Raw genomic sequence first — 17,215 nt, 5'->3', positions numbered from 1 at the left:
AGCATCTAAGCGTGTCCGACGACGCGCTCACCCTCCGCGAACAGCTGCGAACGGCCCGGCTGAGGTACGCCGACAGCGCCGCCGAGCTGGGCACCCTGCTGCGGCTGCGCGGTGAACTCGCCGAGGCCGAGCGGCTGTTGCGGCAGGCCCTGGAGATCTACGAGGCCGAGCGCACCACGACCGAGGAGCTGGCATGAACACCGAACTCACCGAACTCACCGAACTCACTGAGCACATCGAGACCGTGGTCGTCGGCGGCGGTCAGGCCGGGCTCGCCACGGGGTACCACCTGGCACGCTCCGGACGGCCCTTCGTGATCCTGGAGGCGGGGGAGCGCATCGGCGACAGCTGGCGCGAGCGCTGGGACTCGCTGCGCCTTTTCAGCCCGGCGAAGTTCGACGGTCTGCCGGGACTGCCCTACCCGGGGCCCGCATGGGCGTTCCCCACGCGGGACGAATTCGCCGACTATCTCCAGGCCTACGCGGCATGGGCGGAACTTCCGGTGCGGACCGGCGTCCGCGTGCGGCGGCTGTCGTACGACGGCACGCGGTACGTCGTCGAGAAGGACGGCGGGGTGCGGTACGTGGCCGAGAACGTGGTCGTCGCCGCCGGGTACGACCGGTTGCCGAAGCTGCCGTCGTACGCCGATCAACTCAGGTCGGATGTCAGGCAGTTGCACGCCGTCGACTATCGCAACCCGGGGCAGTTGCAGGAGGGGCCCGTCCTGATCGTCGGGGCGGGCAACTCGGGCGCGGACATCGCCGTCGAGCTGGCCGCGAGCCACCGCGTCCTGCTGTCCGGGCCGCATCCCGGGCAGATCCCGTGGCGGATCGAGCGGCGGGCCTCGCGGGTGCTGACGCCGGTGCTGTTCTTCCTCTTCCGGAACGTCCTGACCGTCCGCACCCCGATGGGCCGCAAGTTGCGGCCGAAGGTGCTCGCGCACAGCGCCCCGCTGATCCGGGTGAAGGCCGCCGATCTGAAGGCGGCGGGCGTCGAGCGGGTGGACCGGGTCGTCGGGGTCCGTGACGGGCTGCCGGAGCTCGCGGACGGGCGGCGGGCGGAGGTGGCGAACGTGGTGTGGTGCACGGGCTTCCGGCCGGACGTCTCCTGGATCGACCTGCCGGTCTTCGACGACGGGGACGGTGAACCGGCGCAGCGGCGCGGGGTGGTCCCCTTGCAACCCGGGCTGTACTTCGTGGGGCGGCTGTTCCAGTACGCGATGGCCTCGTCGATGATTCAGGGCGTGGGCCGGGACGCCGAGCATGTCGCCCGGCACATCAGCACACAGCGGGTGGCCGCGCCCACGGCCCCCGAGGCGGACGCCGTCCGCCTCGGGGGAGGCAGGAACGGGGCGTGAGGACGGGGATGCTCCTGCCTCCCTCGGGGTCCGGACGGGCCGGCGGCGCCGGGAAGCCGCCGGCCCGGGAACGGGGGGAGTCAGGCCATGCCGACCTGGAGTTCCTTCACGCCGTTGATCCATGCCGAGCGGAGGCGGCGGGGGTCTCCGGTCAGGACCAGGTTGGGCATCGCGTCGGCGATCGCGTTGAAGATCAGGTCGATCTCCAGCACGGCCAGGGACTTGCCCAGGCAGTAGTGCGGGCCGCCGCCTCCGAAACCGAGGTGGGGGTTGGGGTCGCGGGTGATGTCGAAGGTGTCGGGGTCGGTGAAGACCTCGGGGTCGTGGTTGGCGGCGGCGTAGAAGATGCCGACCCGGTCGCCCTTCCTGATCAACTTGCCGCCCAGTTCGGTGTCCTGAGTGGCGGTGCGCTGGAAGGCGTTGACCGGGGTGGCCCAGCGGACGATCTCCTCGGCCGCGGTCGCCGGACGCTCGGCCTTGTACCGCTCCCACTGATCGGGGTGGGTGAGGAAGGCGTGCATGCCGTGGGTGATGGCGTTGCGGGTGGTCTCGTTGCCTGCGACGGCCAGCATCAGCACGAAGAACCCGAACTCGTCGGAGGCCAGGTTCCCTTCGTCCTCGGCGGCGACGAGGGTGGTGACGATGTCCTTCGCCGGGCACTGCTTGCGGTCGGCGGCCATGTTCATGGCGTAGGCGATGAGTTCGGTGGCCGACTCGGCGCCGACCTCCTCGGTGATCGCGTACTCGGGATCGTCGTACGAGATCATCTTGTTGGACCAGTCGAAGATCTTCGCCCGGTCGTCCTGCGGGATGCCGATGAGCTCGGCGATGGCCTGGAGGGGCAGTTCGCAGGCGACCTCGGTGACGAAGTCGAAGGAGCCGGGGTGTTCACGGGCGTTCGCCGCGATGGCGGTGGCGCGGGCGCGGAGGTTGTCCTCCAGGGCGCGGATGGCGCGCGGGGTGAACACGCGCTGCACGATGCTGCGGACCCGGGTGTGCTCCGGCGGGTCCATGTTGAGCAGGATCAGCCGCTGGGCGTCGATCGCGTCGCGCTCGATGTGCTCGTTGAAGCGGATGATCGCCGTGTTGAGGGTGGAGGAGAAGAGCTCGGGGTGGGTGGACACGTACTTGACGTCCGCGTGCCGGGTCACCGCCCAGTAGCCCTCGTCCTGGAAACCGGCGACGTTGCCCGACTGGGGAATCCAGCGGACCGGTTCCGCTCGGCGCAGCGCGGCGAACTCCGGCAGCGGAACGCGCTGTTGCAGCAGATCGGGGTCGGTGAGGTCGAACCCGTCGGGGAGCTCTGGACAGGTCATGGGGCAGCTCCAGCCGTGTTCCAGCCTTGCTCGGCGGTCTTCTGACGGTCTTCTGACGGCCCATCAGGTCGTGCGGTGAACGTAGTAACGGGTTCTAGAAGTAGCAAGAGGCGTGCACGACTCTTGCGGCGATGGACCCCCTGTCAGCAGACTGCACGTGGAACTAGAACACGTACTAGTTCCGCGTGGCGGGCCGGGCCGGGACGCCCCCGCGCCGCGCGGGTTAGAGCCTGTGTCATATTCCCGGCCGGATCAGCGCGCGGCGTCTGGTGCGTGCGATCGCAAGGCGCCGGAGCGCCCGCGTGGCGGAGTCACGTGGGCGGTTCGGCAACGCGGCGAGCGTGCGTGCCAGGCGTCGGGCGCCCGGCCGGGGATATGACACAGGCTCTGAGAAGGAGAGGAACTCCTTTCATGGCCGCGGAACCCGTGATCGTCGAAGCCGTACGCACCCCCATCGGCAGGCGCGGCGGCGCGCTCGCCAACCTCCACCCCGCCTACCTCCTGGGCGAGACCTACCGTGAACTCCTCGGCCGCACCGGCATCCCCGCCGACTGCGTCGAGCAGATCGTCGGCGGCACGGTGACCCACGCCGGCGAGCAGTCCATGAACCCCGCGCGCACGGCCTGGCTGACGATGGGCCTGCCGTACGAGACGGCGGCGACGACGGTCGACTGCCAGTGCGGCTCCTCGCAGCAGGCCTCGCACATGACGGCCAACCTCATCGCGGCGGGCGTCATCGACGTCGGGATCTCCTGCGGTGTCGAGGCGATGTCGCGGGTGCCGCTGGGCTCGGGGTCGAAGCACGGTCCGGGGAAGCCGTTCCCGGACGAGTGGAACGTGGACCTGCCCAATCAGTTCGAGGCCGCGGAGCGGATCGCCCGGCATCGCGGGCTGACCCGCGAGAACGTCGACGCGCTCGGCCTGATCTCGCAGGAGCGGGCCGCTGTCGCCTGGAGCGAGGAGCGCTTCAAACGGGAGACGTTCGCCGTGCAGGTCCCGACGACCGAGGACGAGCAGCACGCCGGACAGGGCATGTGGCGGCTCGTCGACCGCGACGAGGGCCTGCGCGACACGTCCATGGAGGCGCTGGCCCGCCTGAAGCCGGTCATGCCCACCGCCATCCACACGGCGGGCAACTCGTCCCAGATCAGCGACGGCGCCTCGGCGATCATGTGGGCGTCGAAGCGGATGGCGCGGGCGCTGAAGCTGCGGCCGAGGGCCCGGATCGTCGCCCAGGCCCTGGTCGGCGCCGACCCGCACTTCCACCTCGACGGGCCGATCGACGCGACCAAGGCCGTGCTCGGCAAGGCCGGGATGTCCCTGAAGGACATCGACATCGTCGAGATCAACGAGGCGTTCGCGTCGGTGGTGCTGAGCTGGGCGCAGGTCTTCGAGCAGGACCTGGAGAAGGTGAACGTCAACGGCGGCGCGATCGCCCTCGGGCACCCGGTCGGCGCCACGGGGGCCCGGCTGATCACCACCGCGCTGCATGAACTGGAGCGCGTGGACAAGGAGTTCGCGCTGATCACGATGTGCGCGGGCGGTGGACTGGCCACGGGCACGATCATTCAGCGGATTTAGGCAGCGGAATTGGGCTCGACAGAAGTTGACGCAGACTGGTCAACTTGCCCGATGTTCCTCAATCTCATCCTCCGCGTCCTGCCCTTCTACCTCCGCGAACCGATCGTCATCGGCATCTGCTTGACCATGGCCGGTGCGTGCTTCTACTGGTTCGTGCAGGTAGGAGGTTTGGGCAGGGGCGGCTTCGGGCTGCTGTTCCTGGCGATCGCGGTGCTGCGCGCGTATTTCTTCCGCAAGGAGTGGAGAGCGCACCAGGCGGCGAAGGTGCTGGGATTCAGACCCGGGGCGTCGTAGTACCGCTCCAGGAGACGAAGTGGCGGAACGCGGCGGGGTCGATCGTGAGGATCGGGCCCGCCGGGTTCTTGGAGTCGCGGATGGCGATGAGGGCGGGGGCGTCGGAGACCTCTACACAGTTGCCGCCCTGGTCGCTGCTGTAGCTGGACTTACGCCACTTGCTGCTCTCCATAGCGTTCCTCCATTACGCGCCGGATCATCGCCGCCGATTCCCTCAGCGGGAGCGCGGCAGCCTGTAGATGATCGTAACGGAGTGCGCAGTTATTGACCGTGTCCGGGTTCGCGGTCGGATGCGCGCTGCCGTAGCCCTCCGTGTAGACGATGGTCGGGTCGCTCGCGAAACGGTAGACGTCGAACGAGCCTGTCAGCCCTGCGTGCGCTCCGGCCGCGAACGGCAGGATCTGGATGTTGATCATCGGGTTGGTCTCGAAGGTCAACAGATGGGCCAGTTGGCCGCGCATCGTGTCCGGGCCGCCGATCTCCTGGTAGAGCGCGGATTCGCCCAGCACCGCCCAGAAGACGGGGGGCTTCTCCTTCTCGAAGATGCGCTGACGGGCGAGGCGGACCGCGGTGCGGTCGTCGAGGTTGGTCTCGTCCAGCGCGCCGAGTACGGCGCGGGCGTACTCCTCGGTCTGCAAGAGGCCGTGGATCATGTGGGTCTCGAAGGAGCAGATCTCCGTGGCCCGCGTCTGGAGCTCGGCCACCTGCCTGAACCACGCCGGGAGTTGACTCCGCAGCACCAGCTCCACGAGCCGTGACAACAACCCGTCCGACCCCAGCGCCGCGTCCGCCCGCTCGCTGAACTCCGGTGTCGGTACCTTCCTCGCCGTCTCGATCTGGCCGACCAGCGAGCCGGTGTAGTTGAGGATGTCGCCGAGCTGTTTCTGGCTGAGTCCGGCCGATTCCCGTAGCCGCCGCAACTCGAAGCCGTAGTAGTCGAGCGGCGAGGCCCCCGGGTCAAGGACGTTGATGTGCGTCACGAACAGCCCCCACTCCAGAACGGGTTGTATCCGACCTGTAGCCCAGCGTAGTCGCGGCAGTTCAGGCTCGTCCCGTGAACACATACTTTCCCCCCACCACGCACTACCGCATGCGTGTCACGGTCGGAGAGCACTCCGTCCGCCACATCCGCCGTATCGTCCGCTCGCTGCTCACCGAGTGGGAGATGCCCCAGCTGGTCGACGCCGTCGAACTGGGCGTGACGGAGCTGGTCACCAACGTCGTACGGCATGTTCCGGACCGGCGGTGCGAGGTGGTCGTGCTGAGGCGGGCGGGAGTTCGGGTCGAGGTGACGGACGGGTGTGCTCAACGGCCGGTCATGAGACGTGAGTTGGCGCCGGACGCGGAGGGCGGCCGGGGGCTCGTGCTGCTGGACGCCGTCGTGGACAAGTGGGGTGTGGTCGGTGCGGCCGGGGGAGGGAAGACGGTCTGGTTCGAGTGCCGCCGATGAGCTGCGCTCACTCCCTACCCGCTCACTCCCTACCCGCTCACTCCCGGCCCGACGCCGTCACCGCGAGCACGCCCGCCAGCACGGTCGACACCAGCAGCGGGATGCCCAACCCGTGGTCGTCCACCAGCCACGCCCCCAGCGCCGCGCCCGCGATCATCGCGACGACCGCGGCGGTACGGCGGACCCGGTGCGTTCCCGGGCCGTCGGCGGCGAGGCCGGTCAGGGTCATCGTGAGGACGGTGGTCGTGAGGTCGGCGACGCCCAGTTTGCGGACCGTGGCGTTGCGCAGGCCCATCGCGAAGGCCGTGACGGCGATGAGCGTGTAGACGGTGGCGGTGTCGTCGGGGGCGGCGAAGGCGACCACGGTGGACGCGGCCAGGAGCAGGGCCTCGGCGGCGAGAGTACGGCGGACCCAGATGCGGCGCGGGCCCTGGCCGAGGCGCTGGGCGATACGGCCGCCGACCGCCGCGCCGGCCATGAAGGCGAGCAGCGAGGTCAGGGTGTGGGGGACGGAGAAGCCGGGCGCGCCCGCCGCCGCGAAGCCGAGGACCACCACGTTGCCGGTCATGTTCGCGGTGAAGACATGGCCGAGGCCGAGATAGCTGACGGCGTCGATGAGCCCGCTGACCGTGGTCAGCGCGAGCAGCACCGGCACCAGGCGCAGGCCGCGGTCCGTGTTCGGTTCCGTGCTGTGCGTGTTCTCCGTGCTCACCGGGTCAGTGGACCACGTACGGCGCCGGGATCGTAGTGCGGCAAAAGGCGGCGGCCCCGTGGAACGGGAGCCGCCGCCTGCGCGTGCGTCGGTCGTCTGTCGTCAGACGGCTCAGTACCAGCCGTTGGCCTGCCAGAACGCCCAGGCGCCGGACGGGCTGCCGTAGCGGGAGTTCATGTAGTCGAGGCCCCACTTGATCTGGGTCTTGGCGCTGGTCTTCCAGTCCGAGCCGGCGGAGGCCATCTTGGAGCCCGGCAGGGCCTGGACCAGGCCGTAGGCGCCGGAGGAGGCGTTGGTGGCGTTGACGTCCCAGCCGCTCTCGTGCTCGACGATGTGGCTGAACGCGGAGTACTGGGCGGAGTTCGGGATCATCTTGTGGGCGATGGACTTGGCCTGGGCGGCCGAGTCGGTGGTGGCCGCCTGAGCGGGCGCCGCGGTCAGCACGAAACCGGCGGTGGCGGCGGCCATCGCGACGGTGGTGATGGCCTTCTTCGGGGAAGCGATGCGGCGAACGATGCGGGAGACGGACACGGAGAACCTTTTCTTCGGGGACGTGGTCTGTCGCGGGCGGTGCCGGTTGCGCGGGGCATCCGGTACATGCGTCGGCGCCGAGGCCCGTGGGCTTGTCGGCGCCGTGCGACGTTGTCCAGAGAAACAGGCTCGGAGCGCGTCCGCAATGACCCCTTTTGCTAGTGGTGGTCGTATCTGGGGCGGAAGGGGTTCGTGTGAGCTGGCTCTCAATGCGCAGGTCAGAGGCCGTTATGGCATGGGCATGGCGTCCGATATGTACTACTAGGGAGGTTAGTTCGTGATGTGGGTCATGTGGGGTGGTTCACCGCTCAACGGGGTTCGAATGTGACCGCGCTCTCGAAGGCGGCGCGGCGGGTGGCTCTGCGTAGTGCCCTGAGCACGGCCGGGCCGAGCGTGAAGGTGAGGACGACCGTGCACAGTGCCCGGCCCAGGTCCCAGCCCAGCGAGGTGGCCACGCAGTAGAGGAAGAAGCGGGCCAGATTGCCGGGGACGGAGTCGTCCGGCTGGAAGGCGATGTTCGAGGCCGTGCCGCTCAGGAACGGCCAGCCGGCGAGGTTGGTGATCGTGCCGTAGGCGAAGGCGGCGAGGAAGCCGTAGACCGCGAGCAGGACGAGTTCGCCACGTCCGCGCAGGCGCCGCGCGCCCGGCAGCAGCCCCGCGCCCATCGCGAACCAGCCCATCGCGAGCATCTGGAACGGCATCCACGGCCCGACACCGCCCGTGAGCAGGGCCGACGCGAACATCGAGACCCCGCCGAGGGTGAATCCGAAGCCGGGGCCGAGAACGCGGCCGCTGAGCACCATGAGGAAGAACATGGGCTCGATACCGGCGGTCCCGGCGCCGAGGGGGCGCAGGGCCGCGCCCGTCGCGGCCAGCACGCCGAGCATCGCCACCGCCTTCGGGCCGAGGCCCGACTCCGAGATCGTCGCCGCGACCACGACCACGAGCAGGATGAGCAGGCCCGCGAAGAGCCAGGGGGCGTCGGTCGCGTGTGCGGTGAGCTGGGAGCGGGGCGGGGCGAGGAAGGGCCAGCCGAGGGCCGCGACGCCTACGGCGCTCACGAGGGCGAGGGCGGTGATGGAGCGGGGGCCGAGGTGGATGACGTTCACGTTCATGAGCGTCCGATGCTTCCGAGGGCTTCCTTCACCTGGGCCACGGTCAGCCACTTCTGCGGGGCGAGGATCTTGCTGACCTGCGGGGCGAAGGAGGGGGACGCGACGACCACGTCGGCCGCCGGGCCGTCCGCGATGATCTCGCCGTCCGCGAGCAGGACGACGCGGTCGGCGATCTCGGCGGCGAGTTCCACGTCATGGGTGGCGAGGACGATGGCGTGGCCTTCGGCGGCGAGTGTCTTGAGCACGGCCGCCAGGCGGGCCTTCGCCGCGTAGTCGAGACCTCGGGTCGGCTCGTCGAGGAGGAGGAGCGGGGGGCGGGCGGTGAGGACGACGGCGAGGGCGAGGGCGAGGCGCTGGCCCTCGGAGAGGTCGCGGGGGTGGGTGTCGTCGGTGACATCGGTCATGCCGGGGAGGAGGTCGGTGACGAGGGTGCGGCAGGTGCCGGGCGCTGCGCCTGCGTCGGCGTCGGCGGCCTCGCATTCCGCGGCGATCGTGTCTGCGTAGAGGAGGTCTCTTGGTTCCTGGGGGACCAGGCCTACTCGGCGGATCAGGTCGCGGGGTGGGGTGCGGTGGGGGATGGCTCCGCCGGTGCGGACTCCTCCGGAGGTGGGGGCGATGAGGCCTACGAGGGTGTTGAGGAGGGTGGACTTTCCGGCGCCGTTTCTGCCCATGAGGGCGACGGTTTCGCCGGGGGTGAGGGTGAGGGTGATGTTGGTGAGGGCGTGGGTGGGGGTGCGGTGGACTGAGAGGGCTTGGACTTCGGCGGCGTGGGGGGAGGGCTGGATCGGGGTGGGGGTGCGTTTCTTGAACCAGCGGCGGGTGGGAGGGGTGCCTACGGGGGTGGGGGGTGTGGTGTGTTGGCGGGTGCGGGTGGTGTGTGGCTGGTCGCGCAGTTCCCCGCGCCCCTGAGGGGCGTCAGCTGTGCCGGTGCTTAGTTGCTGCCGTAGGGCTGCTGCCTTGCGCCTTGCGTCCCGCACCGTGAGGGGGAGGGGGGACCAACCTGCCAAGCGGCCCAGGGCCACCACCGGTGGGTACACCGGTGACTCGGCCATGATCTCGGCCGGGGTGCCCAGGCGCAGAGGCTCGCCCGGGCCTGGCAGGAGGGCTAGCTGGTCCGCGTACTGGATGACGCGTTCCAGGCGGTGTTCGGCCATGAGGATCGTCGTGCCCAGGTCGTGGACCAGGCGTTGGAGGACCGCGAGGACTTCCTCCGCCGCGGCGGGGTCCAGGGCGGAGGTCGGTTCGTCGAGGATCAGGGCCTGGGGGTGGGGGGTGAGGACCGAGCCGATCGCGACGCGTTGCTGCTGGCCGCCGGAGAGGGTGGAGAGGGGGCGGGACCGGAGGTCGGTCAGGCCGAGGAGGTCCAGGGTCTCCTCTACGCGGCGGCGCATCACGTGCGGAGGCAGGCCCAACGACTCCATGCCGTAAGCCAGTTCGTCCTCGACCGTGTCCGTGACGAAGTGGGAGAGCGGGTCCTGGCCCACCGTGCCTACGACGTCGGCCAGTTCGCGGGGCTTGTGGGTGCGGGTGTCGCGGCCTGCGACCGTGACCCGGCCGCGCAGGGTGCCGCCCGTGAAGTGCGGGACGAGACCGCTGACGGAGTTGAGGATCGTGGACTTGCCGGTGCCGGACGGGCCGACGAGGAGGACGAGTTCACCCTCGGGGACCTCGAAGTCGACGCCCTGGACGGTGGGTTCGGTCGCGCCGTCGTAGGTGACGGAGACGTCCTCGAAGCGGATCACGACGGCTCCTCGGGAGGCGGGGTGACGAAGGCGGGCAGCAGGCCGAGCAGGATCGCGGCCGCCGGGTAGAGGGGGAGGGTGGGGGTGGTCAGGGGGATGACGCCGGGGTGGAGGGCCGCGGGGTCGTGGACGGAGGCCCAGGCGAGCGCCGCGGCCACCGCCGCGCCGGACGCGGTCACCAGCCAGGCGCGGGCGCCCCAGGGGGCGGGGCGGTAGCGGGTGCGGGGGGTGCGGCGGCCGCCCAGGCGAAGTCCGGCGAGGGCCGCGGTCACGCCGGCGAGGAGGACGGGGACGCCGTACGTGCCGCCTTCGGCGGTCAGCAGGCCGTACGTTCCCGCGCAGACGCCGAGCAGGCCGCCGAGGGTGAGGGCGTTCGTCGTACGGCGGACGCGGGGCGGGACGTCGGCGGTACGGCCGTAGCCGCGGGCGTCCATCGCGGCGGCGAGGGCGACGGAGCGTTCCAGGGCGCCTTCGAGGACGGGCAGGCCCACTTGGAGGAGGCCGCGCAGGCCGGAGTCGGGGCGGCCGCGGAGCCGGCGGGCGGCGCGCAGGCGCTGGACGTCGGCGATGAGGTTCGGGGCGAAGGTGAGGGCGACGACCACGGCCACGCCCATCTCGTACAGGGCGCCGGGGAGGGACTTGAGGAGGCGGGTGGGGCTGGCGAGGGCGTTCGCGGCGCCCACGCAGATGAGGAGGGTGGCCAGTTTCAGGCCGTCGTAGAAGGCGAAGGTGAGGGTCTCCGCGGTGACCTTGCCGCCGAGGCGGATGCCCTGGGCCCAGTCCGGGAGGGGGACTTCGGGGAGGGTGATGATCACGTGCGTGCCGGGGAGGGGGGAGCCGAGGGTGACGGCGAAGGCGAGGCGGATGAGGAGGACGGCGAGGGCGAGCTTGACGAAGGCGGAGTACGAGCGGGCCCAGGGGGTGTGGGGGCGGCGGGCGGCCACTACGTAGGCGGACGTGGCTATGAGGAGGGCGAGGAGGAGGGGGTTGGTGGTGCGGGTGGCTGCGGTGCCCAGGGAGAGGGACCAGAGCCACCAGGCACCCGGGTGGAGGGGGGTGGGGTGGTGGGTGCGGTGAGTGGGGGGTGCTGTGGGGGGCGTTGCGCTTGCCCGCGCTTGTTGCAGCGGGCGGCTACGGCTGTGCATTTCTACGCCGTCGCGCTTGCCAAACCGCTGCCCCGCCCAGCGCCGCCACCGCTGCCGCGCCTGCCAGCAGGCCCACCGAGGGGCCCGAGTCCTTGTGTTGCTTCTTCGCGGCCGTCTCCTTCTTTCCCTTCTCGCCCGACGCCACCTGCTCCCCGCACCCCGCCTCCGGGTACCCCGCGATCGCGCACAGCAGGGCGTTCGTGTCGTAGCGCAGGGGCTTGGCCACCGAGGCCAGGGCCTCTGCCGTGGTCGCGTCGTCCGGTACGACCGCGCACCGCGTGCGGAGTGCCGGCGGGGTTTCGCCCGAGGGGGCGTCCGTCGGCGTGCCGAAGTCGATGACCAGGGCGATGCGCTTCCTGCCGTCCTCCGTGGGGGTGTCCGCGCAGATCTTCGCGAACGACGCCGTGCCGCGTGGTTTCGTCGCGTCCGACGAGTCCTCGCTCACCGCGAACCGGAAGCCCTGGACGTCGCCGTCGGAGGGGACCGCGGTGGCGGGGCCCTGGGTGGCGTAGGTCCAGGTCGTGCCGGTGCGGTCCCAGAAGGACCAGTAGCGGTAGCCGGTGGCGTGGGCGGCCTGGGTGGAGAGGGGGAGGAGGCAGAGCGCCGTCAGGAGCAGGGTGGTGACGCGGCGCATCACTGCCCGCGCTTCCGGCCGCGGAGCATGAGGCCGAAGCCGATCAGGGCGCCGAGGAGGAGACCGCCGCCGACGGCCCAGGCGACGGTGAGGGTGCCGTCGTCGTCCTTGCCGCTCTTGCCCTCGAGATGCGGGGCCTCTTCCGCGGTGGGCAGGTGCTCGGGCTTCGGGCCGGTGGCGTTCAGCAGCGTGACCAGGTTCTTGCCGCCGAAGTCACGCGGGTCCACACCGGCGGAGCGGGCCGCGAAGATGAGCTGGGCGTAGGCGGCGGGGCCGCTCTGCGCGGCCCACTTCAGGGCGTGGGTCTCCAGCCAGTGGGCGGACGCGGCGGCCTCGTCGTTGAACTCGGCGGCGGAGAGGGCGACGACGGCGTCGGCCGTGTTGCCGTAGTCCGGCTGGTCCTCGGAGCCGGGCAGGACCGACTTCAGGTACTTGTCCTTGGACATCGTCTTCGCGAGGTAGGAGGCGCCGTTGTGGACGGCCGTCTCGAAGCTGCTCGGCTTCTCGCAGGATGCGGAGGACTGGTCGTCGCCGAGGAGGATGGTCTCCGGCCCGCCGCCCATACCGCTGAGCACAGCCGCCGCCGTCGCGTCCGCGTTGGCGGTCAGCTTCCCCTTCTTGTCCGGCTGGTAGGCGAAGGCGCCCGCGCCGTCGCCGGTGCAGGGCAGGGCGAGCTTCAGCAGAGCGTCGGACGGCGTGTGACCGGCCTTCTTGAATTCCGAGGTCGAATCCACCTCGTTGCTGGAGAGGAGCGCATCGATGACCACGGACGTGGAGTTCGCGTCGGTCGCCCCGCCTGGCGTGTAGCCCCAGCCACCGTCCTTGTTCTGCACGGACCTCAGCCAGGCGACACCCTTGCGCACCGCGTCCTCGTGGGTGCTGCCGACCACGGCGAGGGCATGGACGGCGGCCGCCGTGCTGTTGGTGTCGACCATCACCTCGGCGTCACAGGGCTTGGACGGATCGGCGCGGAAAGCCGGGAAGGCGCCGTTCGCGCACTGCTGGCCGGCCAGCCAGTCCACCGCCTTCCGGGCGGGGACCACGCTCTGCTTGTTCTGCGCTATCAAGGCCCAGGACTGCCGCCACACCCCGTCGTACGTCGGGTCCCCCACCCCGTACAACCCCTCCGGTATCGCCACCGAAGGCGACGGCGAAGGCGAGGCGGACGGATCGGCGGCCACGGCCGGTGTGGCCGTGCCGATCACGGCGGTGGCGGCCAGGACCGCGGCGCTGCGGCGGACGTTCATGATCGGCGGATGCCTCTCCCTGCAAGGGAGCCGGGCGCACGGGAAACCCCCGGGCGGCTCGGCCCCGTAGACCTCGACGGTGCCGTGCACCGGCCGGATGCCGGTGCGCGTGAGCCGGTCAACTGCTCCGTGCGGGGCGATCCGGCTCGCCGCCCAGGAAAGGACGGCTCACGGTTGCGGGTCAGCGCCGGAATTGCACCGGCTTCCCCCCGTACGGGTGTGATGACGACGCGGCCACTCTACCCGGCCGTAAACAACCGGCTGAGGGGCTCCTGTGAGGGGCCTGCGCGCTGCGGATAGGTTCTGCGGCATGGAGATCACGGGGAGACTCATCGGCTCGGGGCGGGCGTCCGACGTGTACGAGATCGACGAGGAGTGGGTGCTGCGGCGGGACCGGGAGGGATACGCGGACGCCCTCGCGGAAGCGGCCGTCATGGAACATCTGCGCGGGCACGGCTACCCCGTACCCCAGGTGCGGCTCGACGCCTCCTCGCGCAGCGACCTCGTCATGACGCGGCTGCACGGTCCCACCATGCTGGCCGCCTTCGCCGCCGGGCGGATCGACGCCCGGGAGGCGGGGACGGTGCTGGCGCAGCTGCTGCGGCGGCTGCACGCCGTTCCGGGACGGATCGTCCACCTCGATCTCCATCCCGACAACGTGATGCTCACCGACGACGGGCCCTACGTCATCGACTGGGCCAACGCCGAGGAAGGCGACCCGGGGCTCGACTGGGGCATGTCCGCGGTGATCCTCGCCCAGGTGGCTGTCGGGGAGGAGGCGATCGCCGAGCCCGCCCGCGCGATGCTGGCCGCGCTGCTCGCCGACCCGTCCGACCTCACGGAGGAGGGGCTGGCGGAGGCCCTTGGGCGGCGGGCGGTCAACCCGACGATGAGCCGGGCCGAGACCGAACTGCTCGGCCCCGCCGAGCAGTTGATCAGGACTTACCTGTCCTGACCGGCGTCGGCCCTCCGAACGGCAGCCTCAGCCGCCGCGCCGCCAGCAGCCACGTACCCTCCGCCGACCTGCGGAACTCGTCCTCGTACTGACCCACCTGCACCGGCGGACCCGGCGGGACCGAGCCCTGGGCGTCGCCCTCGTGGCCGTCGACGCGGTACGTCGTGAAGTACGAGGTCGCCGTCGCGGTGTCCGGGGACGTGACCGTGACGAGGATGTTCGACATCACCCGGCGCGAGAGGCGATCCGCCGGTCGGGAGCCGAAGTACGCCCGCAGCGCCTCCCGGCCCTCGGAGTGCCGCCCGTCACCGCCCGGAGGCGGCCACTCCCAGACACCGTCCTCGGTGAACAGCTCGGCGACGGAGCCCGGTTCGCCGAGGTCGAGGCGGTGGACGAAGTCGATGATCAGGCGTTCGCAGGCGCGCTCGGCCAGGAGCTGTTCCAAGGGGTCCATGGCCGTTATGAGATCACGCGGCCACGTACGTCACCGGCTCGCTCCCCGGTACCGCCTCCGCCCGGCCCAGTTTCACCAGGCGCCGTAGGTGCGCCTCCGCCTCCGAGACGGCGATGTTCCTCGATCCGTACGGGATTTCGGCCCAGGGGCGGTTCCACTCCATGCGCTCGGCGACCTGCCAGGGCGTGAGCGGCTCGACGAGCAACATGCGCAGTCCGTCGAGGCGTTCCTCGTGGTGGGCCAGCAACTCCCGTACCCGGGCGGGCGCGTCGGTGAAGACGTACTGGTGGGCCGGGAGGATCTCCGCGGGGGCGAGGCGGCCGACGCGTTCCAGGGAGTCGAGGTAGTCGCCGAGGGGGTCGGTGACGGTGGCGTCGTCGGGGTCCTCGTACAGGCCGATGTGCGGGGTGATCTCGGGGAGCAGGTGGTCGCCGGAGAACAGGCGGCCGTGGCCCGGGAGTTGGGCGGGGTGCTGTTCCTCCAGGTGGAGGCAGACGTGGCCCGGGGTGTGGCCCGGCGTCCAGATCGCGCGCAGTCGGCGGCCGGGGAGGGGCAGGAGGTCGCCGGGGACGATCTCGCGGTCCGGTACGGCGGGGGAGAAGCCGGGGAGGCGGCGCGGGCGGGCGGTGCGCAAGGGGGCCACATGGTCCTCGGGGGCGCCCGCCGCCTCCAACTTGGCCGTCATATAGGCGAACCAGCGCTCGGGGCGGGTCTCGCCGGTGCGGCGGACGATGGCCGCGTCCGCCGCGTGCATCGCGATCCAGGCGCCGGACGCCTCCCGTACCTGGCCCGACAGGCCGTGGTGGTCCGGGTGGTGATGGGTGATCACCACTCCGTGGATCTCGGTGGGCGAGGTGCCGCAGGCGGCCAGTCCCGCAGCGAGGGTGTCCCAGGAGTCCGGGTCGTCCCAGCCGGTGTCGACCAGCACCGGGCCGCCGTCGGTGTCGACGACGTACACGAGTGTGTAGCCGAGCGGGTTGTCCGGGATGGGGACGCGGACGGAACGGACGCCACCGCCGTGATCACTGACCTGTGTCATGGGCTCCCCTGTCGCCGCGTTCCGGTCACTATAACTAGAACGGGTTTCGATGGGAGCCCGAGTCATCCATCAGTCGCGTGTTCGGGGCTGTGGACTCATGGGAGTAGAACTGGTATCAGTTCCGGTAACTGAGTATCTGATGAACCGTCAGAGTCAGCTCCCGGGGAGGCAGTCGGCCATGACCGAGCTCGTGGAACACGGACAGCTGTTCATCGGCGGGGAGTTGACCGACCCCCACGGCAAGGACGTCATCGAGGTGATCTCCCCGCACACCGAAGAGGTCATCGGGCGCGTCCCGCACGCCGCGCAGGCGGACGTGGACGCCGCCGTCGCCGCCGCCCGGCGTGCCTTCGACGAGGGGCCCTGGCCGCGGATGAGCCTCGACGAGCGCATCGAGGTCGTCACCCGCATCAAGGACGGCATCCTCACCCGGCACGAGGAGATCGCCCGCGTGATCTCCTCCGAGAACGGGTCGCCGTACTCCTGGAGTGTCCTCGCGCAGGCGCTCGGCGCGATGATGGTGTGGGACGCGGCGATCACCGTCGCGCGGAACTTCACGTACGAGGAGCAGCGCGACGGCGTGCTCGGGAAGATCCTCGTGCGGCGGGAGCCGGTCGGCGTCGTCGCGGCCGTGGTCCCGTGGAACGTCCCGCAGTTCGTCGCCGCCGCCAAGCTCGCGCCCGCGCTGCTCACCGGCTGCACGGTGATCCTCAAGCCGTCGCCGGAGTCGCCGCTGGACGCGTATCTGCTCGCCGAGATCACGCGGGATGCAGGGCTGCCGGAGGGCGTGCTGTCGATCCTCCCCGCCGACCGGGAGGTCAGCGAGTACCTGGTCGGGCACCCGGGCGTGGACAAGGTCTCCTTCACCGGGTCGGTGGCGGCGGGCAAGCGCGTGATGGAGGTCGCGTCACGGAACCTGACCCGGGTCACCCTCGAACTGGGCGGTAAATCGGCGGCGGTCGTGCTGCCGGACGCGGACGTCGAGTCGACGGTCGCCGGGGTCGTCCCGGCCGCCTGGATGAACAACGGCCAGGCGTGCGTCGCCCAGACCCGCATCCTCCTGCCGCGCTCCCGCTACGACGAGTTCGCGGACGCCTTCGCGGCGGCGGCGAGCGCGCTCGTGGTCGGCGACCCGCTGGACCCGGCGACCCAGGTGGGCCCGCTGGTCGCCCAGCGTCAGCAGCGCCGCAACCTCGACTACATCCGCATCGGCCAGGAGGAGGGCGCGAAGATCCTCACCGGCGGTGGCCGTCCGCCCGGCCTGGACAAGGGCTGGTACGTGGAGCCCACCCTCTTCGGCGACGTCGACAACTCCATGCGGATCGCCCGCGAGGAGATCTTCGGCCCGGTCATCTGCCTTCTCCCGTACGGCGACGAGGCCGAGGCCGCGAAGATCGCGAACGACTCCGACTACGGACTCAGCGGCAGCGTGTGGACGGCGGACGTGGCCCACGGCATCGAGTTCGCGCGCGGGGTGCGGACGGGCACGTACAACGTCAACACCTTCAGCCTGGACATGCTCGGCCCGTTCGGCGGCTACAAGAACTCGGGGCTCGGGCGGGAGTTCGGGCCGGAGGGCTACGGCGAGTTCCTCGAACACAAGATGATCCATCTGCCGGCCGGCTGGGAGGCGTGAGGGCGGC

Annotated in this window: 19 protein-coding genes; 7 read left to right on the top strand and 12 right to left on the bottom strand. The window is 70.8% G+C overall.

The window, feature by feature from the left end:
- Positions 1-11: 11 nt before the first annotated feature.
- Positions 12-197 carry a tetratricopeptide repeat protein gene (locus tag CRP56_RS12995; protein WP_143664901.1) on the top strand — a complete coding sequence of 62 codons (186 nt, stop codon included), beginning with the start codon at positions 12-14 and terminating at the stop codon, positions 195-197.
- On the top strand, positions 194-1,357 hold the full coding sequence (locus CRP56_RS12990; RefSeq protein WP_097263483.1) for a flavin-containing monooxygenase: 1,164 nt from the start codon (positions 194-196) through the stop codon (positions 1,355-1,357). The genes CRP56_RS12995 and CRP56_RS12990 overlap by 4 nt, the downstream gene beginning before the upstream one ends.
- An 80-nt stretch (positions 1,358-1,437) precedes the next feature.
- On the opposite strand, the gene CRP56_RS12985 is transcribed toward CRP56_RS12990, so the two are convergent.
- Complete coding sequence (locus CRP56_RS12985) at positions 1,438-2,673, bottom strand: cytochrome P450 (RefSeq protein ID WP_097263480.1); 1,236 nt, start codon at positions 2,671-2,673, stop codon at positions 1,438-1,440.
- A 411-nt stretch (positions 2,674-3,084) separates the two neighbouring features.
- Here CRP56_RS12985 and CRP56_RS12980 point away from each other — a divergent pair, with 411 nt between their 5' ends.
- Positions 3,085-4,254, top strand: a complete 1,170-nt coding sequence (locus tag CRP56_RS12980; protein WP_097263477.1) for a steroid 3-ketoacyl-CoA thiolase — start codon at positions 3,085-3,087, stop codon at positions 4,252-4,254.
- A gap of 51 nt (positions 4,255-4,305) precedes the next feature.
- Entirely contained in the window at positions 4,306-4,548 is a 243-nt protein-coding gene (locus CRP56_RS12975) for a hypothetical protein (protein WP_097263474.1), read from the top strand.
- Here the strand turns inward: CRP56_RS12975 and CRP56_RS12970 are convergent.
- Positions 4,529-4,720, bottom strand: coding sequence for a DUF397 domain-containing protein (locus CRP56_RS12970; RefSeq protein ID WP_097263471.1), 192 nt, complete (start codon positions 4,718-4,720; stop codon positions 4,529-4,531). The genes CRP56_RS12975 and CRP56_RS12970 overlap by 20 nt on opposite strands.
- Positions 4,698-5,528: a helix-turn-helix domain-containing protein gene (locus tag CRP56_RS12965; RefSeq protein WP_097263468.1), complete on the bottom strand. Its 831-nt coding sequence runs from the start codon at positions 5,526-5,528 to the stop codon at positions 4,698-4,700. Before CRP56_RS12965 ends, CRP56_RS12970 begins: the two co-directional genes overlap by 23 nt.
- 110 nt (positions 5,529-5,638) lie before the next feature.
- Between CRP56_RS12965 and CRP56_RS12960 the strand changes: the two genes are divergently transcribed.
- Complete coding sequence (locus CRP56_RS12960; protein ID WP_097263465.1) at positions 5,639-5,998, top strand: ATP-binding protein; 360 nt, start codon at positions 5,639-5,641, stop codon at positions 5,996-5,998.
- A 37-nt stretch (positions 5,999-6,035) separates the two neighbouring features.
- Here CRP56_RS12960 and CRP56_RS12955 read toward each other — a convergent pair whose 3' ends face one another.
- From CRP56_RS12955 to CRP56_RS12925, 7 genes are all read right to left on the bottom strand, one after another.
- Positions 6,036-6,710, bottom strand: coding sequence for a YoaK family protein (locus CRP56_RS12955; protein ID WP_097263462.1), 675 nt, complete (start codon positions 6,708-6,710; stop codon positions 6,036-6,038).
- Positions 6,711-6,821: 111 nt separating this feature from the next.
- Positions 6,822-7,241: a transglycosylase SLT domain-containing protein gene (locus CRP56_RS12950; protein ID WP_097263459.1), complete on the bottom strand. Its 420-nt coding sequence runs from the start codon at positions 7,239-7,241 to the stop codon at positions 6,822-6,824.
- 308 nt (positions 7,242-7,549) lie between these two features.
- Positions 7,550-8,356, bottom strand: coding sequence for an ECF transporter S component (locus CRP56_RS12945; protein WP_097263456.1), 807 nt, complete (start codon positions 8,354-8,356; stop codon positions 7,550-7,552).
- A complete protein-coding gene (locus CRP56_RS12940) occupies positions 8,353-10,098 on the bottom strand; it encodes an ABC transporter ATP-binding protein (RefSeq protein ID WP_097263453.1) in 1,746 nt (581 codons plus the stop codon). The genes CRP56_RS12945 and CRP56_RS12940 overlap by 4 nt, the downstream gene beginning before the upstream one ends.
- On the bottom strand, positions 10,095-11,243 hold the full coding sequence (locus CRP56_RS12935; RefSeq protein ID WP_097263450.1) for an energy-coupling factor transporter transmembrane component T: 1,149 nt from the start codon (positions 11,241-11,243) through the stop codon (positions 10,095-10,097). The genes CRP56_RS12940 and CRP56_RS12935 overlap by 4 nt, the downstream gene beginning before the upstream one ends.
- On the bottom strand, positions 11,230-11,877 hold the full coding sequence (locus CRP56_RS12930) for an SCO2322 family protein (RefSeq protein ID WP_257040762.1): 648 nt from the start codon (positions 11,875-11,877) through the stop codon (positions 11,230-11,232). Before CRP56_RS12930 ends, CRP56_RS12935 begins: the two co-directional genes overlap by 14 nt.
- Entirely contained in the window at positions 11,877-13,124 is a 1,248-nt protein-coding gene (locus tag CRP56_RS12925; RefSeq protein ID WP_097263444.1) for a prenyltransferase/squalene oxidase repeat-containing protein, read from the bottom strand. The genes CRP56_RS12930 and CRP56_RS12925 overlap by 1 nt, the downstream gene beginning before the upstream one ends.
- A gap of 310 nt (positions 13,125-13,434) precedes the next feature.
- Here CRP56_RS12925 and CRP56_RS12920 point away from each other — a divergent pair, with 310 nt between their 5' ends.
- A complete protein-coding gene (locus CRP56_RS12920) occupies positions 13,435-14,079 on the top strand; it encodes a phosphotransferase (protein WP_097263442.1) in 645 nt (214 codons plus the stop codon).
- On the opposite strand, the gene CRP56_RS12915 is transcribed toward CRP56_RS12920, so the two are convergent.
- Positions 14,060-14,533: a nuclear transport factor 2 family protein gene (locus CRP56_RS12915; RefSeq protein WP_097263439.1), complete on the bottom strand. Its 474-nt coding sequence runs from the start codon at positions 14,531-14,533 to the stop codon at positions 14,060-14,062. The genes CRP56_RS12920 and CRP56_RS12915 overlap by 20 nt on opposite strands.
- 13 nt (positions 14,534-14,546) lie before the next feature.
- The gene (locus tag CRP56_RS12910) at positions 14,547-15,572 is read right to left on the bottom strand and encodes an MBL fold metallo-hydrolase (protein WP_097263436.1); all 1,026 of its coding nucleotides are present in this window, start codon (positions 15,570-15,572) and stop codon (positions 14,547-14,549) included.
- Between the two features lie 178 nt (positions 15,573-15,750).
- On the opposite strand from CRP56_RS12910, the gene CRP56_RS12905 reads away from it, so the two are divergent.
- Positions 15,751-17,208, top strand: a complete 1,458-nt coding sequence (locus CRP56_RS12905; RefSeq protein WP_097263433.1) for an aldehyde dehydrogenase — start codon at positions 15,751-15,753, stop codon at positions 17,206-17,208.
- Positions 17,209-17,215: the final 7 nt, after the last annotated feature.

The sequence above is a fragment of the Streptomyces sp. TLI_55 genome, assembly GCF_900206255.1.
Taxonomy (GTDB): domain Bacteria; phylum Actinomycetota; class Actinomycetes; order Streptomycetales; family Streptomycetaceae; genus Streptomyces; species Streptomyces aquilus.
This window is presented reverse-complemented; position numbering and strand designations above follow the sequence as displayed.

Excerpts from the sequence above, each read along its gene's own strand:
- CRP56_RS12990 (WP_097263483.1), top strand. The coding sequence starts at position 194 with ATGAACACCGAACTCACCGAACTCACCGAACTCACTGAGCACATCGAG.
- CRP56_RS12985 (WP_097263480.1), bottom strand. The coding sequence starts at position 2,673 with ATGACCTGTCCAGAGCTCCCCGACGGGTTCGACCTCACCGACCCCGAT.
- CRP56_RS12980 (WP_097263477.1), top strand. The coding sequence starts at position 3,085 with ATGGCCGCGGAACCCGTGATCGTCGAAGCCGTACGCACCCCCATCGGC.
- CRP56_RS12975 (WP_097263474.1), top strand. The coding sequence starts at position 4,306 with ATGTTCCTCAATCTCATCCTCCGCGTCCTGCCCTTCTACCTCCGCGAA.
- CRP56_RS12970 (WP_097263471.1), bottom strand. The coding sequence starts at position 4,720 with ATGGAGAGCAGCAAGTGGCGTAAGTCCAGCTACAGCAGCGACCAGGGC.
- CRP56_RS12960 (WP_097263465.1), top strand. The coding sequence starts at position 5,639 with ATGCGTGTCACGGTCGGAGAGCACTCCGTCCGCCACATCCGCCGTATC.
- CRP56_RS12945 (WP_097263456.1), bottom strand. The coding sequence starts at position 8,356 with ATGAACGTGAACGTCATCCACCTCGGCCCCCGCTCCATCACCGCCCTC.
- CRP56_RS12935 (WP_097263450.1), bottom strand. The coding sequence starts at position 11,243 with ATGCACAGCCGTAGCCGCCCGCTGCAACAAGCGCGGGCAAGCGCAACG.
- CRP56_RS12930 (WP_257040762.1), bottom strand. The coding sequence starts at position 11,877 with ATGCGCCGCGTCACCACCCTGCTCCTGACGGCGCTCTGCCTCCTCCCC.
- CRP56_RS12925 (WP_097263444.1), bottom strand. The coding sequence starts at position 13,124 with ATGAACGTCCGCCGCAGCGCCGCGGTCCTGGCCGCCACCGCCGTGATC.
- CRP56_RS12920 (WP_097263442.1), top strand. The coding sequence starts at position 13,435 with ATGGAGATCACGGGGAGACTCATCGGCTCGGGGCGGGCGTCCGACGTG.
- CRP56_RS12915 (WP_097263439.1), bottom strand. The coding sequence starts at position 14,533 with ATGGACCCCTTGGAACAGCTCCTGGCCGAGCGCGCCTGCGAACGCCTG.
- CRP56_RS12910 (WP_097263436.1), bottom strand. The coding sequence starts at position 15,572 with ATGACACAGGTCAGTGATCACGGCGGTGGCGTCCGTTCCGTCCGCGTC.
- CRP56_RS12905 (WP_097263433.1), top strand. The coding sequence starts at position 15,751 with ATGACCGAGCTCGTGGAACACGGACAGCTGTTCATCGGCGGGGAGTTG.